21 protein-coding genes are annotated in these 21,781 nt (G+C 57.5%); 9 read left to right on the top strand and 12 right to left on the bottom strand.

The features are described from left to right. Positions 1-41: 41 nt before the first annotated feature. Together ACU4F7_RS11730 and ACU4F7_RS11735 are read right to left on the bottom strand one after the other, a co-directional pair. A complete protein-coding gene (locus ACU4F7_RS11730; protein WP_481636963.1) occupies positions 42-983 on the bottom strand; it encodes an HNH endonuclease signature motif containing protein in 942 nt (313 codons plus the stop codon). Continuing rightward, positions 967-2,661, bottom strand: a complete 1,695-nt coding sequence (locus ACU4F7_RS11735) for an AAA family ATPase (RefSeq protein ID WP_481636964.1) — start codon at positions 2,659-2,661, stop codon at positions 967-969. The genes ACU4F7_RS11730 and ACU4F7_RS11735 overlap by 17 nt, the downstream gene beginning before the upstream one ends. Before the next feature lie 184 nt (positions 2,662-2,845). Here ACU4F7_RS11735 and ACU4F7_RS11740 point away from each other — a divergent pair, with 184 nt between their 5' ends. Beyond that, on the top strand, positions 2,846-3,175 hold the full coding sequence (locus tag ACU4F7_RS11740; protein WP_029591645.1) for a DMT family transporter: 330 nt from the start codon (positions 2,846-2,848) through the stop codon (positions 3,173-3,175). Between the two features lie 156 nt (positions 3,176-3,331). Continuing rightward, positions 3,332-3,562: a DUF2554 family protein gene (locus ACU4F7_RS11745; RefSeq protein ID WP_029591644.1), complete on the top strand. Its 231-nt coding sequence runs from the start codon at positions 3,332-3,334 to the stop codon at positions 3,560-3,562. Between the two features lie 27 nt (positions 3,563-3,589). On the opposite strand, the gene ACU4F7_RS11750 is transcribed toward ACU4F7_RS11745, so the two are convergent. After that, positions 3,590-5,554: a peptidase U32 family protein gene (locus ACU4F7_RS11750; RefSeq protein WP_481636965.1), complete on the bottom strand. Its 1,965-nt coding sequence runs from the start codon at positions 5,552-5,554 to the stop codon at positions 3,590-3,592. Positions 5,555-5,800: 246 nt separating this feature from the next. Beyond that, a complete protein-coding gene (locus tag ACU4F7_RS11755; protein ID WP_481638725.1) occupies positions 5,801-6,337 on the bottom strand; it encodes a helix-turn-helix domain-containing protein in 537 nt (178 codons plus the stop codon). Positions 6,338-6,701: 364 nt separating this feature from the next. Between ACU4F7_RS11755 and ACU4F7_RS11760 the strand changes: the two genes are divergently transcribed. Further along, positions 6,702-6,890, top strand: a complete 189-nt coding sequence (locus tag ACU4F7_RS11760) for a hypothetical protein (RefSeq protein WP_029591642.1) — start codon at positions 6,702-6,704, stop codon at positions 6,888-6,890. A gap of 251 nt (positions 6,891-7,141) precedes the next feature. Next, entirely contained in the window at positions 7,142-8,335 is a 1,194-nt protein-coding gene (locus tag ACU4F7_RS11765; protein ID WP_481636966.1) for a benzoate/H(+) symporter BenE family transporter, read from the top strand. Positions 8,336-8,362: 27 nt separating this feature from the next. On the opposite strand, the gene ACU4F7_RS11770 is transcribed toward ACU4F7_RS11765, so the two are convergent. After that, positions 8,363-9,040 carry a DUF3313 domain-containing protein gene (locus ACU4F7_RS11770; protein ID WP_481636967.1) on the bottom strand — a complete coding sequence of 226 codons (678 nt, stop codon included), beginning with the start codon at positions 9,038-9,040 and terminating at the stop codon, positions 8,363-8,365. Between the two features lie 200 nt (positions 9,041-9,240). Further along, positions 9,241-9,834, bottom strand: a complete 594-nt coding sequence (tehB, locus tag ACU4F7_RS11775; protein ID WP_481636968.1) for a tellurite resistance methyltransferase TehB — start codon at positions 9,832-9,834, stop codon at positions 9,241-9,243. 124 nt (positions 9,835-9,958) lie between these two features. Here tehB and ydcK point away from each other — a divergent pair, with 124 nt between their 5' ends. Continuing rightward, the gene (gene ydcK / locus ACU4F7_RS11780; RefSeq protein WP_481636969.1) at positions 9,959-10,939 is read left to right on the top strand and encodes a YdcK family protein; all 981 of its coding nucleotides are present in this window, start codon (positions 9,959-9,961) and stop codon (positions 10,937-10,939) included. Here ydcK and rimL read toward each other — a convergent pair. Further along, complete coding sequence (rimL, locus tag ACU4F7_RS11785; protein WP_481636970.1) at positions 10,936-11,499, bottom strand: 50S ribosomal protein L7/L12-serine acetyltransferase; 564 nt, start codon at positions 11,497-11,499, stop codon at positions 10,936-10,938. The genes ydcK and rimL overlap by 4 nt on opposite strands. A gap of 228 nt (positions 11,500-11,727) precedes the next feature. On the opposite strand from rimL, the gene hpxO reads away from it, so the two are divergent. From hpxO to ACU4F7_RS11800, 3 genes are all read left to right on the top strand, one after another. Then, positions 11,728-12,885 (top strand): FAD-dependent urate hydroxylase HpxO, encoded by a 1,158-nt coding sequence (hpxO, locus tag ACU4F7_RS11790; RefSeq protein ID WP_481636971.1) that lies wholly within the window; start codon positions 11,728-11,730, stop codon positions 12,883-12,885. 119 nt (positions 12,886-13,004) lie between these two features. Further along, the gene (locus ACU4F7_RS11795; RefSeq protein WP_481636972.1) at positions 13,005-13,280 is read left to right on the top strand and encodes a type II toxin-antitoxin system HicA family toxin; all 276 of its coding nucleotides are present in this window, start codon (positions 13,005-13,007) and stop codon (positions 13,278-13,280) included. Beyond that, on the top strand, positions 13,277-13,636 hold the full coding sequence (locus ACU4F7_RS11800) for a type II toxin-antitoxin system HicB family antitoxin (protein ID WP_481636973.1): 360 nt from the start codon (positions 13,277-13,279) through the stop codon (positions 13,634-13,636). Before ACU4F7_RS11795 ends, ACU4F7_RS11800 begins: the two co-directional genes overlap by 4 nt. A gap of 58 nt (positions 13,637-13,694) precedes the next feature. Here ACU4F7_RS11800 and ACU4F7_RS11805 read toward each other — a convergent pair whose 3' ends face one another. The 3 genes from ACU4F7_RS11805 to ACU4F7_RS11815 all read right to left on the bottom strand — a co-directional run bounded on the left by ACU4F7_RS11805 (position 13,695) and on the right by ACU4F7_RS11815 (position 17,912). Beyond that, positions 13,695-15,350, bottom strand: coding sequence for a glucan biosynthesis protein D (locus ACU4F7_RS11805; protein WP_029591633.1), 1,656 nt, complete (start codon positions 15,348-15,350; stop codon positions 13,695-13,697). A gap of 606 nt (positions 15,351-15,956) precedes the next feature. Further along, positions 15,957-16,730, bottom strand: a complete 774-nt coding sequence (locus tag ACU4F7_RS11810) for an ABC transporter substrate-binding protein (protein WP_481636974.1) — start codon at positions 16,728-16,730, stop codon at positions 15,957-15,959. Positions 16,731-16,742: 12 nt separating this feature from the next. Beyond that, entirely contained in the window at positions 16,743-17,912 is a 1,170-nt protein-coding gene (locus ACU4F7_RS11815) for a pyridoxal phosphate-dependent aminotransferase (RefSeq protein WP_029591631.1), read from the bottom strand. 108 nt (positions 17,913-18,020) lie between these two features. On the opposite strand from ACU4F7_RS11815, the gene ACU4F7_RS11820 reads away from it, so the two are divergent. Next, complete coding sequence (locus ACU4F7_RS11820) at positions 18,021-18,881, top strand: LysR substrate-binding domain-containing protein (RefSeq protein ID WP_481636975.1); 861 nt, start codon at positions 18,021-18,023, stop codon at positions 18,879-18,881. Here the strand turns inward: ACU4F7_RS11820 and ACU4F7_RS11825 are convergent. Both ACU4F7_RS11825 and hglS read right to left on the bottom strand, forming a co-directional pair. Next, a complete protein-coding gene (locus ACU4F7_RS11825) occupies positions 18,868-20,364 on the bottom strand; it encodes a carboxylesterase/lipase family protein (protein ID WP_481636976.1) in 1,497 nt (498 codons plus the stop codon). The two genes, ACU4F7_RS11820 and ACU4F7_RS11825, sit on opposite strands and share 14 nt — an antisense overlap. Before the next feature lie 42 nt (positions 20,365-20,406). Beyond that, positions 20,407-21,750 (bottom strand): 2-oxoadipate dioxygenase/decarboxylase HglS, encoded by a 1,344-nt coding sequence (hglS, locus tag ACU4F7_RS11830; RefSeq protein WP_481636977.1) that lies wholly within the window; start codon positions 21,748-21,750, stop codon positions 20,407-20,409. Between the last annotated feature and the right edge of the window lie 31 nt (positions 21,751-21,781).

Here is a 21,781-nt window from a genome sequence, read left to right on the forward strand (position 1 = left end):
CCCCTTCATCTTGTCAAGAGGGCCAATGTCGCGCGGTTATCTCAGGGAAAGAGCACGCTTGAAGCTACAGCCGCGCTGGCGACAGGGGGATTATGCGTCGCCTTCAGCAACTTCTGATAGTTGTTAATTATTCCAGGCGAAGCCAGCAATGCATAATAATAGGCGCAGGCCCAGTTAGGGTAAAATTCAGGGTCTTCCTCAAGCGACAGGCCTGCTATTAGCCGTTGCGTATTGTACTGATGCTGGCAATGCTCTTTCACGCTGAAGTGCATTTTATTACTGTTCGCCTGCTCTATCATATCGAGTAACTCACGCTCTTGCTTTTGGCAGTAGGCCGCCATATAAGCCGGGATCTCCAGAGCGGTAATATGGCGCTTTATCCTCTCTTTTATTCCCTCTGTCACCGCGCCGCTGATGTTAATAAAGGGTTTGTAGGCGATAGCATTGCCATTGGGCGTCATCTCAATTTTAAAACCCAACCGGGATAACGCGTCGACAAACTTGGGGTGAATAAAGAAGCAGCCCTTATCGGGCAGCATATAATAGCGATTGCTTTTCTTACTGGCGCACTGTTGACACTGCGGCACCAGATTATCCGGATAAAGCGCAAATTCCGGCCAGTGTGACTCAGGAACAAAATGGTCCAGGGTGTTTGGTCTGACAGGGTTGCCACAGTATGGGCACTCCCTCATTTTGTTTTTATTGCGTAAATCATAAAATATGGCTTTAAGCTTAGCGGGCGGCGACTTATAAAAATCCATTAATAGTATTTTCTCAGCGGTGAACTCGCCGTTAGCCTGGCGATAAATACTTTTCGCCGGTTGCTTATCGAAGTTATCTATTATGCCCTTGTAGTCGCCATAACGCGTGAGTAACTGTTGCTCAATAGCCTTGAGCTTTGCGCGGTCCTCTTTATCTGATTCAATCGCCAGCGTTAACCAGTCACTGCCGCTATTTGTGCGCAGTTCAGTGAGATTCTTCATCGTTATTTTCCAGTTCCCACGGCGTGTCGCTGCGTTTAGACAATAAATAGAGTTGGCCCGAAGAGCCCACCTTTTGATAAAGTTCCGCAATCGCTTCGTCCAGCGAACCGTAGGCGGCTACCTTTTTATCAATCTCGTCTTCAAACGGTTTTTTCTGATAATAGTCGTTGAACGCCTCGCCAATAATGTTTTCCAGCGACGCGGCAAAGGTTTCGCTTTGCGGTTTCACGGCGTGGGTAGCGGCAGTATCCTCATCCTCTTTTTGCCCCGGCTGCAATATCGTTACCCTCTCGCGGTGCGTTTCCCGCACCATCAGCGCGGAATGCGTGGCAATCAGCGCGTAAGAGCGCGTTTCGTTCAGCAACGACTTGAGCATATTGATGAGACCGACCTCAAGCTCAGGATGCAGGTAAAGCTCTGGCTCATCCAGCACCACCAGCGTTTCGTCAACGATTTCCGCAATCAGCGGCGGGATGAGGTACGTGTAAATACGTTGCCCTGCGCTGAGTTTAATCGCCTCGCCGTTGCGTAAAAAAACCAACCCGGCCGTCAGATCTATTTTTGAATAATCGATATTCTGTTGCTGAACAGAAACCAGGCTCTCTTCGGTAGAGATAAACGCGATATCGTCAAATTTCAGCGCAAGGCCAAGTGTGTCAGTAAGAAGTTTGAAGCGCGAGGGTCGGTTCCAGCATTCGTTAACGGCGTCGTAGTCAAGGATCGTTTTTAGCGCTGCCGCCGCTTGCTGCATCGGCCAGGTTTTATCAAACTGCCCCTGCGGATTTTTAAATCCGATGTAGGTATACGAGTCCAGCATCTCTTTCTGGCGTTTGAGTTTATCCTCATTGGAATCCTGCACATCGCCGGCAGCATTATCTTTTAAGTCAATATACTGCTGTTGCGTATAAAACTCCTCGAAGGGGCTGTAGGCCGCCACCACCACCTTCAGAAACTTTCCTTTTACTTCAGGCGTGGGCTTTAATCCGGTCGCGCTATCAATGACTTCCTGCAAAATACGGGTTTTACCCAGGCCATTTTTGCCAATCAGCACATTAATATTGCTGCGGTTAATGCTGAAGTATCTGGCAAAAACGAATTCAATACAGTCAAACGACGCAGGTAAATGCATCCCGCTTAATGTTATGTCCGCGGGGCCGCTGTCGATACCCTGCGCGATATCCATCCCTTTATCCAGCAGCGCCTCAGCCGTCGTGGTATTGCGCATGAGCGCTAATTCGTAACCATTCCACTGTTGCCAGCCCTGAATTCCTCTCTCTTTTAAAAAGCTGGCGTCGCAGAGCGATTGCAGAACCTGAATCGCAGAAATAGCGTAATGCGTTCTCAGGTAATTAATGTTTTTATAAAAATCGATTTTTGTGCCAAGCGAGACCACGTTGTCTGACGACATAAGCGATGTGATATTCCAGACTGAATCCGCCTGCGCGCGACCGCTGCGAAAGTATTCTGCGGTGACGGGGTTATCCCTGTGCAGAATTTTCGTCATGCCCACCCGCTCCTGGTACGCCTGCTTTTTATAATAGAGCCCAAACAGCACTTCATGACCAAAATCGTTCCAGGGTCTGGCGTAGCCGGAGATAGCATTGTCCGGCACAAGATATAAACCATCCTCTTGCGCCAGCGTTGTTTTTTCAGAAAAGAAAATGTTCAGCTTTGCCACGGTAGCGACCCCTGTTTTGTTTCGCCAAAGCCTACTGCAGATGCCCCGCTACAACAACTTACCGATTCAGGTGGGAAAATAAGCGAACAAGGTTTTCACCCGATGCAGCCGGGGTCTCTCGCCTTGCCCCGCTCTTATCCTCTCCGCTATCCTTTCCGCTCTTTCTTACAACGGAGCCTGTGAAATGCATTACTTACTGCTCGGCGTCGCCATTATTTGCGAAGTTATTGCCACCACCTGCCTTAAGCTCTCCGACAGCTTCACGAAACTGCTGCCGAGCATCGCCACCGTGGTCTTTTACGCGCTGTCGTTCTACTGCCTGACTTTTCCCATGCGCACGCTGCCGACCGGCGTGATTTACGCCATCTGGTCAGGCGTCGGCATTGTGCTGATTGGCGTGGTGAGCTGGCTGCTGCTCGGGCAAAAGCTGGACTGGCCGGCGATTATCGGCATGGCGCTGATTATTCTGGGTGTGCTGGTGATTAACCTCTTCTCCCGCTCCGTGGCGCACTAAGCACAGCGCGGTTAAACCCGCATGCAACAAAGACGATTCCTGTGGAAACTTTGCATTCCTGACACCCTCTTTTCAGCGCTTTTAAAAGAGCAATACTAACCAGACGTTATTATTGCGATAGTGCGCGCACCGCTGATTAGAAAGGGACATAACGAAATGCTAAAAAAGGCGTTAAGCGCTCTGCTGCTTTGCGGCGCGCTCTTTTCCGGCCAATTTGCCGCCCACGCGGGCGCAGATGAATTTTTTAATGTGAAGAACCCCGACTCGCAGCTGCGTCATGAGGCAGACAGCGATGAAATTCGCGCCGCCGCGCAGGAGTCTGCCGATACCCTGCGCGAGCATCACGGCTGGTTCAGCTCGCGCAAGCCTGGCCGCCACGCGCGATAAAAAAGCCCGCTTTCGCGGGCTTTTTCGTCAGGCGTTTTTACGCTTCGGCAACGTTTTCAGCAGCTCGTCAGGGCTGATGGACGCCACCACGCTGCCGGGTTGCGGCAGTTTCAGGATGTGGTTTTTAATCTTGCCGACCACGTGCATTTCGCACGGTTTGCAGTCGAACTTCAGCGTCAGCACCTCGTCGCCATGCACCAGCTGCATCGGCGTCGCCTTCCAGCTCTTGATGTTGCCCTTCGCCTGTTTCGGGCAGAGGTTGAAGGCAAAACGCAAACAGTGTTTGGTGATCATCACCGGCACGTCGCCCTTCTCTTCATGCGCCTCGTAGGCGGCGTCGATAAGCTGCACGCCGTAACGCTGGTAGAAATCACGCGCTTTCTGGTTGTAAACGTTAGAAAGGAACGTCAGGTGCGTTTCCGGGTAGACCGGCGGCGGTACGGAAACCGGCTTACGGCGCCCGCGCTGGTAATTCGCCAGACGCGCGTCGTCCAGCGCGTCCATCGCTTCGCGGCGCAGCGGGTTCAGCAGGCTGTTTGGCACAAACAGCGCGCCCGGCAGCGAAACAGTGATATCCCGGGCGTAATAGATAGTCTGCCCGAGTTTCGCCAGCCCCTCTTTGAGGTTCGCCATCGCTTTCTCGGCGTTGTTCGCCACGTCGAACTGCCCTTCCAGCGTGCGGGTTACGCTCACGCCATCTTCACTGGTGACGGTGAGGATAAGCTGCTCCTGCCAGCCGCCCAGCTCGATATCCACCCCCACGCGGCGCTCGCTGGAGGTTTTCAGCAGCGCCTGCTGCCAGTTGTGGTCCAGGTTGCGGTTCAGACGATGAGGCGGACGCAGGGTTTTCAGCGCCTCCGGCATCTCGTTCGGGAAGACGCGGTAGCGGTTTTCCCCGGTTTTCTCCGCCACGTTCACGCGAAAACCCACCACTTCGCGTTTGATCATCACGTTCAGGCCATCGCCGTTCGCCAGCGGCTCGGTCGTTTCCACGTCCAGATGATCTTTACCCACCTTCAGCACGTCGCCCACCGGCAGGCCGACAAAGGTCGGCGTATCGAACGCGCCGATATCGATTTTACGGGCGTTGACGAAGTAATCGGTGCTGCCGCGATGGAACGTCTTTTCGGTAGAAGGCACAAAATAGTGCGCGGTGTTGCCCGCAGATGCGCGCGCCAGGTCGCCGCGGTCTTCAATAATCGCATCCAGCATCTGGCGGTAGTGGGCGGTGATGTTCTTCACATAGCTCATGTCTTTGTAGCGCCCTTCAATTTTGAAGGAACGCACGCCCGCGTCGATAAGCGCCGCCAGGTTCGCGGTCTGGTCGTTGTCTTTCATCGACAGCAGGTGTTTTTCATACGCCACCACGCGGCCCTGATCGTCTTTCAGCGTGTAAGGCAGACGGCAGGCCTGGGAGCAGTCGCCGCGGTTGGCGCTACGCCCGGTTTGCGCGTGAGAAATATAGCACTGGCCGGAATAAGCGACGCACAGCGCGCCGTGGATAAAGAATTCGATAGTCGCGTCAGCCGCGTCGTGGATAGCCTGAATCTGGTTCAGGTTAAGCTCGCGCGCCAGAACAATCTGCGTAAAACCGGCATCGGCAAGAAACTTCGCTTTTTCCGGTGTGCGGATATCGCACTGGGTGCTGGCGTGCAGCTCAATCGGCGGAATATCCAGCTCCAGAATGCCCATGTCCTGCACAATCAGCGCATCCACGCCGGTCTGGTAGAGATCGGTTATCAGCTTTTGCGCGGGCTCCAGCTCGTTGTCGTGCAGAATCGTGTTCAGCGTGACAAACACCTTCGCGCCGAAGCGATGGGCGAACGGCACCAGATCGGCGATATCCTTCAGGCTGTTGCTGGCGTTATGGCGCGCGCCAAAGCCGGGGCCGCCGATATAAACCGCGTCTGCGCCGTGCAGAATGGCCTCACGGGCGATGCTGGCGTCACGGGCGGGGCTGAGCAGTTCTAGATGATGAGATTGCAGGCGCATAAATTTTGTTCATTATTGGTCATAGAAAGGCGGCTATTGTAGTCAGAACCCCGGCAGATCAGAAATAGTTTCGCCGCCTGGCTTTACAGGCTATTGCACAGGGCGGCAAAGCATGGGCGGATTTGTTATTTCCTGCGTGAAAGCGCGGTGGGTATGCTGAAGCGGTATTCCTGATTGTTCACCTCAGTATCGCTAGTCGTTGTAGTTTGTCGTTGTCACTTGCCGCAAGCTTGCTTGCGGTTTTTTTTATGCCGTTTTCACGTAATGGATGAGCGAGTGAAAGCGCACGGGCAGCGCGCTGGCGTTGCGGTAAGCGTGGGGCTCATCGCCCCGAAACCGCAGCCCTTCTCCGGCGCCAAGGCGTCGCCAGCGTCCCTGAGTTTGCATCTCCAGCTCGCCTTCTATCACCACCACATGCTCAATCACCCCGCTTTCGTGCGGCGTGGATTCGCTGACGGCGCCCGGCGCAAGCGTAATGGCGAAGAGCTCAAAGCGCAGCGCTTCATCCCAGGGAAAGAGCGGCGTGATGATCATCGCCTGCTGCTGCGGATCGTAGGCGGCGGGCGCGGGCGCGGCGGGCGGCGCGATAAAGAGCGAAAACGGCACGTTGAAGCCGGTGGCGATTTTCCAAAGCGTCGCCACCGTCGGGCTCGACTCGTTGCGCTCAATCTGCCCGAGCATCGCTTTTGAAACGCCGGTGAGTTCCGCCGCCTGCGTCAGGCTCAGGCTACGGCTCAGGCGCAGGGTTTTCAGCGTGGCGGCAAGATAAGTGGCGATATCCATAAGGTGGCTGGCTTCCAGAGCGGATTGATGAGGCGTTAACGATACCACTGGGCCGCAGGCTGCTTCCAGCCCGCTGGCAACCCTTGCCGCCGCGCCGCTATTTTTCACGTGTCGTTTACCCCGCCGCCTCTTTTTCTTGCCAGTCAATAAACGTAAATATTTTGGCGTAATAATAACGGCGAAAAAATATATTTTTTACCTTACAGACGCTTCAGCGGAATTATTCCCTCTGCCGCTTAAGGCGGCGGGCTATTATTCTTACGCATGATAATCCGACTGCTATAGTTAGTTACTCATGCGTGCGCAATAACTTTTTCTTCGCGGCGCGTTTATGCAATGAAGCGATAACTCTCAGGAGGCTGGTATGACTGAGAACAGAATCAGTTCAGAGAACTCTGCCGGTTACGTCCCTCTGCCGCTGCACGCCGGTGGGCGGCGCGGCAATAAAGATGGCGTAGGCTACAAAAACACCCATGAAAGATCGGTCGATGCGGGGCAAAAAGCGGGTAAGACAACGCCTCCGCCAAACGATCCGCCCCAGGAGCGTAAATAAACCCCGGCAAGGGATTGCCCGCCTTATTTTTCATATTCAACCGAATAAGCCTGGCGATAACCTCACCGTAACCGAAAAGCGTTACCGGCCTAAGATTGCCATGTACCCGACTCGATTTATTTCCCGCTTCGTCTATTCCTTTTTAAAAATAAACGCCTGACGCCGCGTAGCCACTAAAAACCAACCAGGCTTGTGCGCTATAACGCACAATGCTACTCTGCGTGGACGTTATAACGCACAGCGGAGCCTTCATGCGTCAGTTTTCTCTTCCTCTTCCCACCGCGCTGGCGGGGTTCGTGGCGGTGCTGGTCGGTTACGCCAGTTCCGCCGCTATCATCTGGCAGGCCGCGGCGGCGGCGGGCGCGAGCATCGCGCAGATTGCGGGCTGGATGACGGCGCTCGGTATCGGTATGGGCGTCAGCACGCTTGCCCTGAGCCTGTGGTATCGCGCGCCGGTGCTGACGGCCTGGTCTACGCCCGGCGCGGCGCTGCTTGCCACCAGCCTGCAGGGCAGCACGCTGAATGAGGCGGTGGGCGTCTTTCTCTTCGCCAATCTGCTGATTGTGCTGTGCGGCGTGACGGGGCTGTTTGCGCGGCTTATGAAAATTATCCCGCCCGCGCTTGCCGCCGCGATGCTGGCCGGCATTCTGCTGCGCTTTGGGCTGCAGGCCTTCAGCGCGATGGAAGAGCATTTCTGGCTGTGCGGCAGCATGCTGGCCGTGTGGCTCGCGGCGAAAGCGCTGATGCCGCGCTACGCCATTGTGGCTACGCTGCTGGCGGGGCTCGCGGTTTCCTGGCTTGGCGGCGAAATAGATAGCGCCGCGTTGCACTTCAGCGTGGCGGCGCCCGCTTTTACCGCGCCTGAATTTACATTCGCTTCGCTGACCGGCATCGGCCTGCCCTTTTTCCTGGTGACCATGGCGTCGCAAAACGCGCCGGGGCTTGCGACCCTGCAGGCGGCGGGCTACCGCTTGCCTGTTTCGCCGCTTATGGCGATGACCGGCGGGCTGGCGTTGCTGCTGTCGCCCTTCGGCGTCTTTTCTATCTGCATCGCCGCCATTACCGCCGCCATCTGCCAGAGCCCCGACGCCCATCCGGATGCCCACAAGCGCTGGCTCGCCGCTGCCGCGGCGGGCGTTTTTTACCTGCTGGCGGGCCTGTGCGGCGCTTCAATCACCTCACTGCTTGCCGCCTTGCCGCTGCCCTGGATACAGACGCTTGCCGGGCTGGCGCTGCTTGGCGCCATCAGCGGCAGCCTGCACCAGGCGCTGGTGAGGGAAAACGAGCGCGACGCGGCGATTATTACGTTTCTGGTGACCGCGAGCGGCGTGACGCTACTGGGCGTCGGCTCGGCATTCTGGGGGCTGATGGCGGGTGGAATAAGCTACGCGTTGCTGGCGACGACACGGCGCGGCATAGCGTTAAAAGAAGAGAAACGGGTATGAAAAAGGGAGCCGCGACTCCCGTTTATTTTATTGGCTGTCGCCGCTTTTGGTATCAAACAGGGCGGCGTCGGCGGCCATGTCGTCCACCACCTGCTTAAGCGTTGCCAGGGTCATCGGCGTTTTTTCATTGCTCAGCGTTTCGCCTTCGCCCTTGCGCACCACTTTCACCACCGGCTTGTTGGTGGCCGCGTCAATCAGTTCGCCTTCAAAATAGAGATGCGTATCCATGGTGCGGTGACCGGTCGCCATCTGCGTGCCCGCCACCAACAGCGCTACCGGCACCACTTCATAGAACTGAAGCCCCTCTTTGCTGCTGTCCACGCCGGTAATGGCGCCGCGGAAGATAAGGCTGCGGGGGCCCGGCGTTGTCACCAGCGGTTTGCGCTGTTGCGCGGCGGTTTTGAGCTTATTGTTGGTATAATTGAGCAACCCATCCAGCACCTGCTGCCCCACCTGCGTTGTCGGGCGCGCTTCGGGGTAGAAGGTCACGGGGTTATAAACAATGCTGTCGTAACTGGCGCTGTTAAAGCCAGTGTCCACCCAGCGAAGCACCGGTTTGCCGGTCGCCGATTTCGTTTCCTGCAGGCTGGAGTAATCTTTTAAAAAACCGGAATAGTTTTCAGGCTCAGCCACTTTTGACGCGCAGCCAGCCAGAACCAGCAGCGAAGAAAGCAATGTCGCCTTAATAAAACATTTATTACGCATTTTTTGTTCCCTGTTGTGACGAATTAACCGGGACGTTATAGCAAAAGCGCGGCGGCATTACGGCGTAATAATGCGGTTTACTGATAAATTCAGGCTAACTGAATAGTTTCAGCGCAGCCAGATTTGTTCATTAAATAAATCACAAAAACACATTCACTAAATAAATATGGCGGGCACGCAAAGCGCTACCCGCCCTGTCATTATGCTTTTCTGGCAAGAAGCGTGGCGAAACGCAGTTTAATGCGGTTGCCCTTCTCATCCGTTTTATGAAGCTCTCCCGGGTTCTCGTTATATTTAATCAGTTCCCAACCGGCGTAATAATTTTTTAATTCCCCTTCGCTAAAGGCGAAAGGAAAACCGACGTTGCAGGGGTAATCTTCGGTATTCATCGCCGCCACAATCAGGTTATATCCGCCGGGTTTCGTGCAACGCTGCATATTTTCTATCAGCCGTGGAATGGTGGCGGGCGCCAGAAACATCAGCACCACGGTAGAAAGGATAAAGTCATAGTCGCTGTCAAAGGTCATGGCGTTCAGGTCGGCGATATCCGCCTTCAGGTTAGCCAGCGATTCCGCTTCAATAATGCGTTGCAGATTCGCAATGCTCGCTGGGTTCTTGTCCCATGCGGTTACGTCAAAGCCGCGCGCCGCCAGGTAGAGACTGTTGCGCCCGTTGCCGCAGCCGAGATCGAGCGTTTTGCCCGGCTGCACATAGCGCACGGCGTTCAGCACCTCTGAATGGGTGGCGGTCAGGCCATATTTTTCAGTGAAATAATTTTCGTCACGAATAGTCATTACGGGGTTTCCTGCGTCGTTTCTAAGATGCATTTCATCTGCATTTTAAGGAAGCGGGCAGCGCGCCGCCAGCGCTAAAAACTCTGCTACGTTTATTGCAGAGCGTGATGAGGAAAGCGGAACCATGAGCAAATATGAACTGGGCGACGAAATACGTAAGTTTACCTGGGCTGAAGGCGGCGAGAAAAAGAGCGTTGATCTGCGCCAGATCCGCGCCCTGCGCGACTTTGCCGATGTCAAAGCCGGCGCGTCAGGCGGCTGGGTGGAGGATGACGCCAGCCTCAGCCAGCAGGGCGACTGCTGGATCTACGATGAAAACAGCGTGGTGTTTGGCGGCGCCAGAGTCAGCGGCAACGCGCGCCTCACCCAGCCCTGCGATATTCGCGACGGCGCTAAAATCAGCGATAACGCCTGGATTGACCACGCGCAAATAAGCGACCACGCCCACGTCAGCGGCAACGCCATGGTGCAAAGCTCCCAGGTGCGGGGCGAATGCCACATCTTCGGCGAAGCGCGGGTGATGAACGGCAGCCTGGTGCTGGCGGCGAAAGGATTGACGCCCGATCGCGAGCAGCAGTTGCATATTTACGGGCACGCCACGGTCAACGCCTCCCGAGTGGTGCATCAGGCGCAAATCTATGGACACGCGTTGCTCAGCTACGCCTTCGTTGAGCATCGGGCGGAGGTTTATGAAAACGCCATGCTGGAAGGCAACGAAGAGAATGATGTCTGGGTATGCGACTGCGCGCAGGTTTACGGCAACGCCCGCGTTGTGGCGGGAAAAGGCGAAGAGGATGTGCCGACGCTTCGCTACAGCGCGCAGGTTTACGGACATGCCGTCGTGGAAGGCAACTGCGTACTCAAGCACCATGTGGAAGTTTTTGACCACGCCCGGCTCTCAGGCGGCCCGCTGATGCTGGACGACGGCGCGCGCATTTTCGGCAACGCGCAAATCAAAGGCAACGTGCTGATTGAGGACGGCGTGCAGGTTTTTGATAACGCCGTCGTCGAAGCTTACAACGGCGACCCGCTGCATCTGCGGGGGCGAAGAACCCTCAACGGCGACCAGCATATTACCCGCACCCCCATGCTGGGCGCGCTCTAGCGCCGCTTATCGACGATCAGCGCATAGATGTTCTGATCGTAAAACTGGCCGTTGAGGTATTCCGCCTCTTTTAGCGTGCCCTCCAGCCGAAAGCCGTTGCGCAGGGCCACGCGGTTGCTCGCCTCATTGGCGACGCGGCATTTTATAACGAAGCGCCGCACCTCGCCCGAATCCGCATAGCGGGCGATAAACGCCTGTAGCGCCTGCGACAGCAGCCCTTTTCCCTGCCAGGCCTCATCCAGCCAGTAGCCAATGTAAGCCGTTTTGTTGGATGGCTCTATCTGGTTAAACGACAGCACGCCTATCAAGCGATCCTGCTGCAGAATCATGAACATTTTCGCATAGCCGCGGTGGTGCAAAAGATAGTTGCCCTGAAGCGTTTTGCGGGTGTCTTCCGCCGATTTCACCTGCTTTGGCCAGTCCATCGCTTTTTGCAGCGCGGCTTTATTGCGCACCACCAGGTCATACAGCGCTTCGGAAAAGGCCTCGTTCACGGAATGAAGCTTAAGCTGGTCGTTTACGACGATTACCTCATCCTGCCAGTTTGGGATGTCCTGCAAGGGGGCGCTCCTGAATACGTGCGAATAAACCTGATAGTTAACATAGCCTGGCGGGCAGCAACACCACCAGAATTTATGGTTTGCTGTAAAAAGCGGCATCTGCACCAGCCGCGCTCACCAAACTGGCGCAGCGCCGACGCCTTTGCGCCGCTATCGCGCCCGCTTATGGCTGCGGCTGGCTGGTATAGAAATTGCTTAACGTTTTCGTAACCACGAAGGAGACGAAAAATGAAAGCGATCATTATTGGCGGCGGCATAGGCGGCCTTAGCGCGGCGATAGCGCTCAAGCGTTGCGGCATCAGCACCGAGGTTTACGAGGCGGTAAAGGAGATAAAACCCGTTGGCGCCGCCATATCCATCTGGCCGAATGGCGTAAAGTGCCTCAACTGGCTAGGCATGAAAGAACCCTTAGCCGCCCTCGGCGGACCGATGGAGTTTATGGCTTATCAGGAGTTCCGCCAGGGCCAGACGCTGACGCGCTTTAGTCTTGATCCTTTAGTGAAAAGCGTGGGCGAGCGCCCCTACCCCGTGGCGCGAGCGGAATTGCAGGATATGCTGCTCGCCGCCTATGGCCGCGAGGCGGTGCAGTTTGGCAAACGCGTTACGCATATTGAAGAGACGCCCGGCGGCGTTCGCGCCTTTTTTAGCGACGGACATATCGCCGAAGGTGACCTGCTGATCGCCGCTGACGGCACCCATTCCGTGATTCGTCCCTGGGTGCTGGGCCATCAAACGGAGCGTCGCTATGCCGGTTACGTTAACTGGAACGGGCTGGTGGAGATTGATGAATCCATCGCGCCGGCGAACCAGTGGACCACCTTTGTCGGCGAGGGCAAACGCGTTTCGCTGATGCCGGTGGCGGGCAACCGTTTCTATTTCTTTTTCGACGTGCCGCTGCCCCAAGGGCTGGCGGAAGATCGCGCCACCGTGCGCGAGGATCTTAAGCGGTACTTCTCCGGCTGGGCCGCGCCGGTGCAAAAGCTGATTGACGCGATCGATCCGCAAACCACTAACCGCATTGAGATCCATGATATTGAACCCTTTATGCAACTGGTGCGCGGGCGCGTGGCGTTGCTCGGCGACGCCGGGCATAGCACCACGCCGGATATCGGCCAGGGCGGCTGCGCGGCGATGGAGGACGCGGTGGTGCTGGCGATAGCCTTGCAGACAAACTCCCTTGGCATAGAGGACGCGCTGCTGCGCTATCAGGATAAACGCGCCTGGCGGGTAAAAGACCTGGTGCTGAAAGCGCGCAAGCGTAGCGACGTCACGCATGGCAAAGAGATGAGCGTCACCGATGGCTGGTATGAGGAGCTAAAGAGCGAAACCGGCGACCGCATTCTGGCGGGTATGCGCGAAACCATTCTCGGCGGACCGCTGGCCTGACGCCGTTGCACCCATGTTGTAGTTAGAATCTGAATCCTCTTCGCAAAATGACGTCAGCAATTGACGTCATTTTTTTGTACGCTACTATGACTTCATAAATTGACGCCACGGAAGGATCTATGGGCTATGGCAAAGAATATCTAAGGAAAAAGCACCACCATACGTTATGTCAGGTTTTCGCCTCACCGGTTTCGGCGGCGATAAAATGGCAGGATATTGAAATGCTCATCATTGCGCTCGGTGGCGAAGTGAGCATGGGCCGAGGCTCGCGCGTGCGTTTTTTGCTCAACGACTCGGTAGCCCATTTTCATCGGCCGCACCCCGACCCGACAACGGACAAAGGCGCCGTGCCCGGTTTACGCCACTGGCTACAGGAACAAGGAGTTATGCCATGACCACTACGTTACCGCCCAACACGTTGCTGATTCAGGGCCAGCCCGCGCTCATCACCTATGAACCCGAACTGCGACTGTTTCGCGGCCGCTTTCTGGGGCTGACAGGCTACTGCGATTTTATGGCCGACAGCCTGAAGGGATTGCAGGAGCAAGGGGAAATTTCGCTCGCTGAATATCTGGCGGATTGCGAGGCGCGTTCAATCGCCCCTTATGAGCGCGAAGATAAGCTAAAAACGTTCACGCTGCGCTACCCCGCCTCGTTTAGCGAGCGTCTGGCGGTGGCCGCCGCTGAGCAAAACATGTCGGTGAACAGCTTTATTGTCGATACGCTGGCGAGGCGCATGAAGCTGCGCTGAGACGAAAAAAAGCCCCGCTGGCGGGGCTTTTCCTTAATCGATTCTCGCGAACGTCTACTTATCGCATCTGGCGGTCGTCGACGTAGTTGCGCTTATCCGGCGCAGGCGGGAAGTACTGATAAAGCCAGGTCTCGCTGATGGCCTCGCCCTGGCAGCGCAGGAACATGCGCATTTCCACCGGATCGACCGAGTCGGAATTCGGATACCAGTCGAACAAGATGCGGTAGCCGTCGAAAGGCTCCACGTAGAGGATCTCCACCTGCTTCGCTTCGCCGCTGGAGAGCGTTATCACCGGTTCGATGCCCTTCGGCGCCGACTCTTTCAGCTTGCCGCCGATAAAGTCAATGGCGATGCGGCGCGACCACTGGCTCGGGTAATGCTCGCCGGGCGCCCAGCCTTCCGGGAAGCTGCCCATGCCGGTGCGGGTGGCGTAGACGCGGGCAAGCGGCGTATGCACCGGCGCGTCGCCGCTCCAGTAAAGACGGTATTCGAAGTTAAGCTTGTCCCCGGCTTTGACCGGTTTTTCCGGTTGCCAGAAGCAGACAATATTATCCAGCGTTTCGCCGGTAGTCGGGATCTCCATCAGCCCGACGGTGCCCTTGCCCCAGCGGTTGCGCGGCTCCACCCACAGGCTCGGGCGCTTGTTATACCAGCCCATAATGTCCTGGTAACTCTCGAACTTATGGTCGGTCTGCAACAGACCGAACCCTTTCGGGTTCTCATCCATAAACGCGTTGAACTGCAGGCGCTGCGGGTTGTTTAGCGGACGGCAGACCCACTCGCCGTTGCCGCGCCACATGGCGAGACGATCGGAGTCGTGAATTTGCGGATGGATGGTGTCGCACATGCGGCGCTCATTGGTGCCGCAGCTAAACATACTGGTCATCGGCGCGATGCCGAGCTGTTTAATGTCTTTACGGGCGAAGAGATGATTTTCCACCTCCATCATCACCTGGGTCGACTCACAATGGATAGTAAATTTGTAAGCGCCGGTGATGCTGGGGCTGTCGAGCAGCGCATAAACCACGAAAGTGGTGTCATCCGCTTTCGGCGTTTCAAACCAGAAAGCGGTGAAATCCGGGAACTCTTCCGGCTGATCGGTGAAGGTGTCTACCGCCAGGCCGCGTGCGGAAAGGCCATACTGATAAGTGCTGTCCACCGCGCGGAAGTAGCTTGCGCCGAGGAAAGAGACAACGTCGCGTCGCGCCAGCTCAGGCGCTTTAAACGCGCGAAAACCGGCGAACCCGAGATCGGTCTGCCCTTCCAGCTGACGGGTATCCACGCCCGCGTCATGATAGTTAAACAGCTCCGGACGGAAGTGGATTTCGCGCGCCTGGCGGCTGGACGGGTCGACAGAGAACATGCGCACGCGGCGGCGAAAACCCATGCCGACGTGGAAGAACTGCACGTCGAGCTGACGGCCTTCGATGTTGTTCCACAAGGCGTGACCCGCGTCGTACTGAATACTGTTATAGGCCTGCGGCGTAAGCGTAGCGAGCGTGTTCGGCAGCGGCCGCGGCGCGCCGCCCCAGGGGTTCTTTGCAAGGCTGCTCGCCATGTTCTGCAACTCGGAGAAGTCAAACGCGCGGGTCTGCCCGTCGGCGATACCGGCCTCTTGCGCCCAGGCCGTACGGGAAAAGAGACCGGCCATGCCGGGCGCGCCACACGCCGCGGCGAGTGCGAAGGAGGCTTTGATAAAACGTCTGCGGTTCATGCCTGAGAAATCGTCCTTAGTTGTCGATACAGGTTGTCCTGCCCGCGGGCAGAACACGGCAAGTGTTAAGCGATCAGACCGCACACTGTAGACAAAATTCAGAATGAAGCCAATAGCCAGCCGAAAACTTATTTTTCTTTTATTTTTCAGAAAGTTATTTGTCAGCAAGCGGCAAGCGAACGTCCGCGAGGGCTAAGTCTAACGTATTAATTGTGAAAGGAATTTCAGGACAGCGCGACGGCTGAGAAAGCGCCGGATAAAACGCGAAAACCAGCTTCGTTATCAGACGATTCCTCCTGGTTGCGCCTCATCGATGGCAGCATGCACGTATTCAAAAAAAATATGTCTGCTCCTCTTGCCAGACGAAGCGCCGCGGCGTACTTTCAGCGACGCAGTCCGGCGTGATGCGCCGTCATCGCACCGGCTGTATATGCCTTTTATTCCTCCCGCTGGGAGGGTCCGGCGCCACAATAAAAATCTCGCCGGATAACACCTGAATTTAATGATGATAGCTCGCGGTGGCCCGGCCTGGCCGGGTTCTCTTTGAGAAACACCGATAAAAAAACCCCGGCGCTCAGCGAACCGGGGTTTTTAATTTTTTGAGGGTTACTTCACGCTGACGTCGATGCCGGGAAAATACTTTTTCGCAAGCTGGTCGATGGTGCCGTCGGCGCGCACTTTATCGATAGCGGCGTCGAGCTGTTTTTTCGTCGCCTCGTCGCCTTTGCGCAGGCCAAAGCCAATGCCGCTGCCCAGGATCTTGTCATCCTCTACCGGCTTGCCGATAAAACCAAAACCCTTGCCCTGCGGCTTGCTGAGGAAACCGCCCTGGCCTGCGGCGGACATCACCAGCGAGGCGTCGATACGCCCGTTCAGCAGATCGCCCCACGCCATATTCTGATCTTTATAAGAGATGACCGTCACACCCTGCTTTTCCCAGTGCTCTTTGGCGTAGGTCTCCTGAATGGAGCCTTGCAGCACGCCGATGGTTTTGCCTTTCAGCGCTTGCGGCGTGGCGTCCAGCGCGCTGCCCGCTTTCCCCACCAACTGTGAAGGAATGCGATAAATCGGCTGGGTGAAGTCGATGCTCTGGCGGCGCTGGTCGGTAATGTTCATCGCCGAGTTAATGGCGTCGAACTTTTTCGACATCAGCCCCGGGATCAGCGCGTCGAATGAGGTTTCCACCCACGAGCACTTAAGCCTGGCCGCCTTGCAGATGGCGTTGCCCAGATCCACGTCAAACCCCTCCAGCTCGCCCGCTGCGTTGCGGCTTTCAAACGGCGGGTATTCGGCTTCGATGCCATAGCGCAGTTCGTCTGCGGCAAAGGCCGCACAGGAAAACATCCCAAGCGTCAGGCACAACACTTTCACTTTGTTCATCTTCACCCCTTCTTAACGTGGCTTTACCTGGCAGAGCGCCTGCGCGCCTGCCCTTAACGTCGCTTCATCTTTGGCAAAAGAGAGGCGAATGAGTTTGTTATCGGTTCCGTCGGCGTAGAACGCGGAAAGCGGAATGGTCGCCACGCCGTAATCGGTGATAAGCCGTTTGACCAGTTCGCTGTCCGCCTCGTCGCTGAAATGCGCGTAGCTCGCCAGCAAAAAGAACGCGCCGCCGCTCGGCAGCAGTGTAAACGGCGACGCCGCCAACAACTGCTGCATCAGGTCGCGCTTGCGTTGATAAAAGTCACCCAGCGCCAGATAAGTTTCCGGGTTGGCCATGTAATCGGCAAAAGCGTACTGCATTGGCGTGTCGGCGGAAAACATTAAAAACTGATGGACCTTGCAGACCTCCTCCATCAGCGCCGCCGGGGCCAGGCAGTAGCCCACGCGCCAGCCGGTAACGTGAAAGGTCTTGCCAAACGAGGAGACAATCACGCTGCGCTCGGCAAGCTGCGGGTGCGTCGCCATCCCATGGTGACGCTCGCCGTCAAACACAATGTGCTCATACACTTCGTCAGAGAGAATAATGATATCGGTGTTCTTCGTTACCGCCGCCAGTTCATCCAGGTCCGCACGGCTGAAAACCTGCCCGCTCGGGTTATGCGGCGTGTTGACGATTATCATGCGGGTGCGGGGCGTAATGGCGGCGCGCACCTCATCCCAGTCGACGCTGAAATCGGGCACCGTCAGCTTAATGGCGACAGGCGTCGCGCCCTGCAGCCGCACGATGGGCGCATAGCTGTCGAAGGAGGGTTCAAAATAGATAACCTCATCGCCCGGATGCACCAGACCGCTTATCGCGGAGTAGAGGCCTTCGCTGGCGCTGGCGGTGATAAGAATCTCGCTCGCGGCGTCATAGCGCGCCTGGTAGAGACGCGCCACTTTTTCAGCAATCAGCTCCTTTAAGCGCAGCAGGCCGGTCATCGGCGCATACTGGTTATGATTGGCTTGCATCGCCCGGGTGACGCCCGCCGTGAGCTGCGGGTCGCAGGGGAAGTTGGGCGCCCCCTGAGAAAGGTTGATGGCGTTATGCTGCGCTGAAAGCTGGCCTATCACTGTAAAAATCGTGGTTCCCACGTCGGGCAGTTTTGAGCGGCTTTGTACCGGAGTTTGCATCATCACACCTTCGCTTAATCACAAAATATGCATAACTATTCAACAGAATCGTTTGCCGCCACAACCGAATTGTTGTCATAATAGCCATGCATAAAACGCATAGCTGGAGCAAGCATGTCGCGGCGCACTTTTCCTCTCACAGCGGTGGATGCCTTTCTTGTCACCGCCCGTTTTCTTAATCTCACCCATGCCGCTCGCGAGCTGTGTTTGACGCAGAGCGCGGTCAGCAGAAAAATCGCCGCGCTGGAAGCCTGGTTCGGCTTCGCCCTGTTCGAGCGTCACGCCCGCGGCCTGCATTTGACGCCCCAAGGCGAGGCGCTGTTGCCCGAGCTGCAACAGGCTTATGGCCAGCTCATCCGCACGGCGGAGCAGGCGCGGCACAAGCAGAGCGTGGTGCGCCTTAAAGCGCCTACCTGCGCCATGCGCTGGCTGTTGCCAAAGCTGATGCGGCTCGAAAAAAGCCTGCCCGATACGCAGGTGGCGCTCACCACCACTATCGGCCACGGCGTGAGCTTTAAAACCGAACCTTTCGACGCCGCGATTATTTTCGGCTCGCACAACCGGGGCGGCGATCTGCTGTTTGAAGAGGCGCTCACGCCCGTCGTCAGCCCTGCGCTGGCGGGCGAAAACCCGATAGCGCTTGATTCCCTCTCAGCGTTGACTTTTCTGCACCCCACCCGCGATAAAACCGACTGGACGCTGTGGCTTTCTCAGCAAACAGCGCCGCTGCCCGCTATGCGAAAAAATCAACACTTCGACACCATGGATCTCGCCATCAGCGCCGCAATCCAGGGCTTCGGCATCGCGATTGCCGATCTCAATCTGGTGGAGGAGGATGTGCGCGCAGGCCGCTTATTACGCCCGTTTCCTGGCAGCGTAAAAACCGGTGCCGCTTACCGGCTGGCGATCCGCGAGCAGCCAGAGGACGCGGCGCCGCTGCTCGCCTTTCGCGAACAGCTGCTTACTCTAAGCTGACGTGGTGTTTCATCACCCGTTTAAAGAGCTGCATGCGGGCGCGCATAAAACGGTTCTCAAGCTTAAACCCCGCCCGCTTATCAAGCCCGATGCGCAATAGCCGCTCACGCCCGCGCAGGCTCGCCCACCAGCGCACCGGCCCTTCCAGCACCGGCGGCGTGCCGGGCTGATAGTGGGCGAAACGCGCCCAGTAGTCCGCCACCTGCGACGCGAAAGCGAGGTCGTCGGGCGTGACATACTGGCAGGCAGGCTCGGTGAGGCGCAGCGTGTCGAACACATAAGGCACCTCGTTGCCGTGCCACGCGCCGTTGGCGTAGGTTTCCCGCTCCGCCTCCGCCACATAGTCAAACCAGTAGCGCCAGCAGGGCTGGTTGATGCGCTGCTGCGCCTGCATCACCACAAATCCGAGCGTGGTGAACGCCATGTCGCGACAGACCTGGCGGCCCAGCTCTCTGTCTTTGCGCACGCCGGGGTAAAGCAGGCGAATCAACCCTAATCCCAGCCGCCGTTCCCGACGCAGTTTCGCTATCTGCGCCTCCAGCGAAACGCCGAAATACGCCAGCACGCTCGCCTCGTCGCTGTTGCTGCCGACCAGCACAGGCATGGGATGCTGCTGCGCGGCGAAGAAGGTCTCCAGCATCGGCTGTGGCAGCACGCTGTCGCCACAGATGGGAACCGGGGCGATATTATGGGGCGCGGCAAGCGACCAGAAGGCGTCGGCGGGCAAGGCGCGAAGCTGCGCCGCGCTGGCGTTCTCGAGGCCGAAATGGGTCGCCAGCGCCACGCCTTTTCGCAGCGCCTGCTCGCGCGGCGTATCCGCAAGCGTATAGCCGCTTTGCACGGCGGCCTTGTGGAATAACCCTTTCGCCAGCGGCGAGGCGAGCAGCGAGAGGACGCTGCGCGCGCCAGCGGATTCTCCAAATAAGGTGACGTTGTCACGATCTCCGCCGAACGCCGCGATGTTCTCCTGCACCCAACGCAGCGCGGCTATCTGATCAAGCAGCGCGAAGTTATTAACCGGCGTCTCTTCTTCGAGCGACGGGTGGGCGAAAAAGCCAAGATGCCCCAGCCGGTAATTCACCGTCACCAGCACCACGCCGCGCGCGGCAAGCTGCTTGCCGTCATAAGGCGGCAGTCCGCCGGCGCCAAGCGTGAAGCCGCCGCCGTGGAGCCAGACCATCACCGGCAGCGCACCCTGGCGCTCAACCGGCGACCAGACATTCAGATAAAGGCAATCTTCGGAAAAGGCGCCCGGGTCGCCGCCTGCGAGGTTTTGACAAAAGTCGCGATTCTGCCAGCTCGCCGCGCCGAAACGGTCGGCGTGCAATACGCCTTGCCAGCTGGCCGGGGGTTGCGGCGCGCGCCAGCGCAATTCGCCTACCGGCGGCGCGGCGTAGGGAATGCCGCGCCAGACTGCTATATTCTCTTCTACCACGCCCGACAGCAGCCCCTGAGCTACTGCGACTTCCGGCGATCTCTCCATTGACGTTTCCTTTTCAGCATCACTGCTGAGAGCGTAGCGCGCTCAGAGCAGACCGCAACGTCGCTTGCTGCGATCTTCCGCCTCCAGATAAAGCGTGAATTCGTTAAACACCGGGCAGCCGAGCGCCGCCTCGAAGCTCTCGCGGCTGGCGTTGCCGTGGCTGCGGGCGCGGCTATCCGCCCCCAGGTTGGACTGAAAAATCCCGGCGGCGCTGACCGGCAGAAAGTCTTCATAGATGATGGGCTGCGCGGTGACCCAGCCGCGCTCAATCAACAACTGCGGGTCATCGCCGGGGTGAATAGCGTGACGGTGCGTTTCGCCCACCGGCGTTAAGCGGTAACGGAAATAGGCCAGCCCCTGGCGGCGCAGCAGCGCGTCGCTGTCCGGAAAGCGGCTGAACACCTCCTGCAGATGGTACTGGTGGGTAAAGTTATCTTTGCCGCTGCCCGCTTCCTGCAAAAGCGCATCGTACAGCGCCCGGCCTTTCGGTGTGAGCGCCATGCCGCGCTGCTCGATTTCGCCAAACCGCGCCGTATGGGTGCCCGCGCTTTCGCCGGCGAACATTATCGGCTCCTCCAGCGCCTTGAAGCTGGTCTGGCGCAGCAGCACCGGAAACTCCCGGCGCGGCGGGCCTTCAATCAGCGCTTTCGGCGTGATGCCATACTCCGGCATCAACGCCTGCACCCGGTCAATGTCCAGCGTGCGCGGCGTGAGGTGGTTGATATGGCAACCGCGAAAACAGACCACGTCGGCAATCAGGCGGTGTTCATCATGCAGCGCCTGGTAAGTCTGCGCGTCGACGGTGGCGTGGCTGTGCCAGCGGAAGGTTTCCAGCGCCTCGCGCACAAACTCCTTCGCCTGCTCTTCCGTAAAGCCGCCCTGCTCGTCATAAATATCGAGCAAGGCGTAGCAGCGCGGCGTGAAGATATCGCGCTTCGCGAGAATAGCGGCGGCGCGTTTCCTGAGCTTTTCGTTTTCAATCAGCTCAAGGCGCAGCAGCGAGGTGAAGATGCGAAACGGATTGCGTGCCAGCGCGACGTCGTCGACCGGGCGAAAGGCCGTCGAGTGCACCGGCACCCCCGCCTGGGAGAGATCGTAGTAGCCAACCGGATGCATGCCCATAATCGCAAAGACGCGCCGCAGCGTGGCAAGCTCCTTCGCCGTGCCGACGCGGATCGCCCCGTGGCGCTCCACGTTAAGGCGCGCCAGTTCGTCGGCGTTCGCCAGCTGTTCATGCAGCTGCGGGTTATTCTCCAGAACCCCAAGGTTAACGTCCGCCACCAGTTCAAGCAGCGTGCCGTACTGCGGCACCTCTTTCTGGTACATCGCCGACATCGCCTGTGAAAACTGCTCCCGAATATCATCAGCCGTGATGCTGTTCGCCATATTCTCATGCCTCCAGTGAGTATTGATGTGA

Source organism: Franconibacter pulveris (assembly GCF_056780215.1).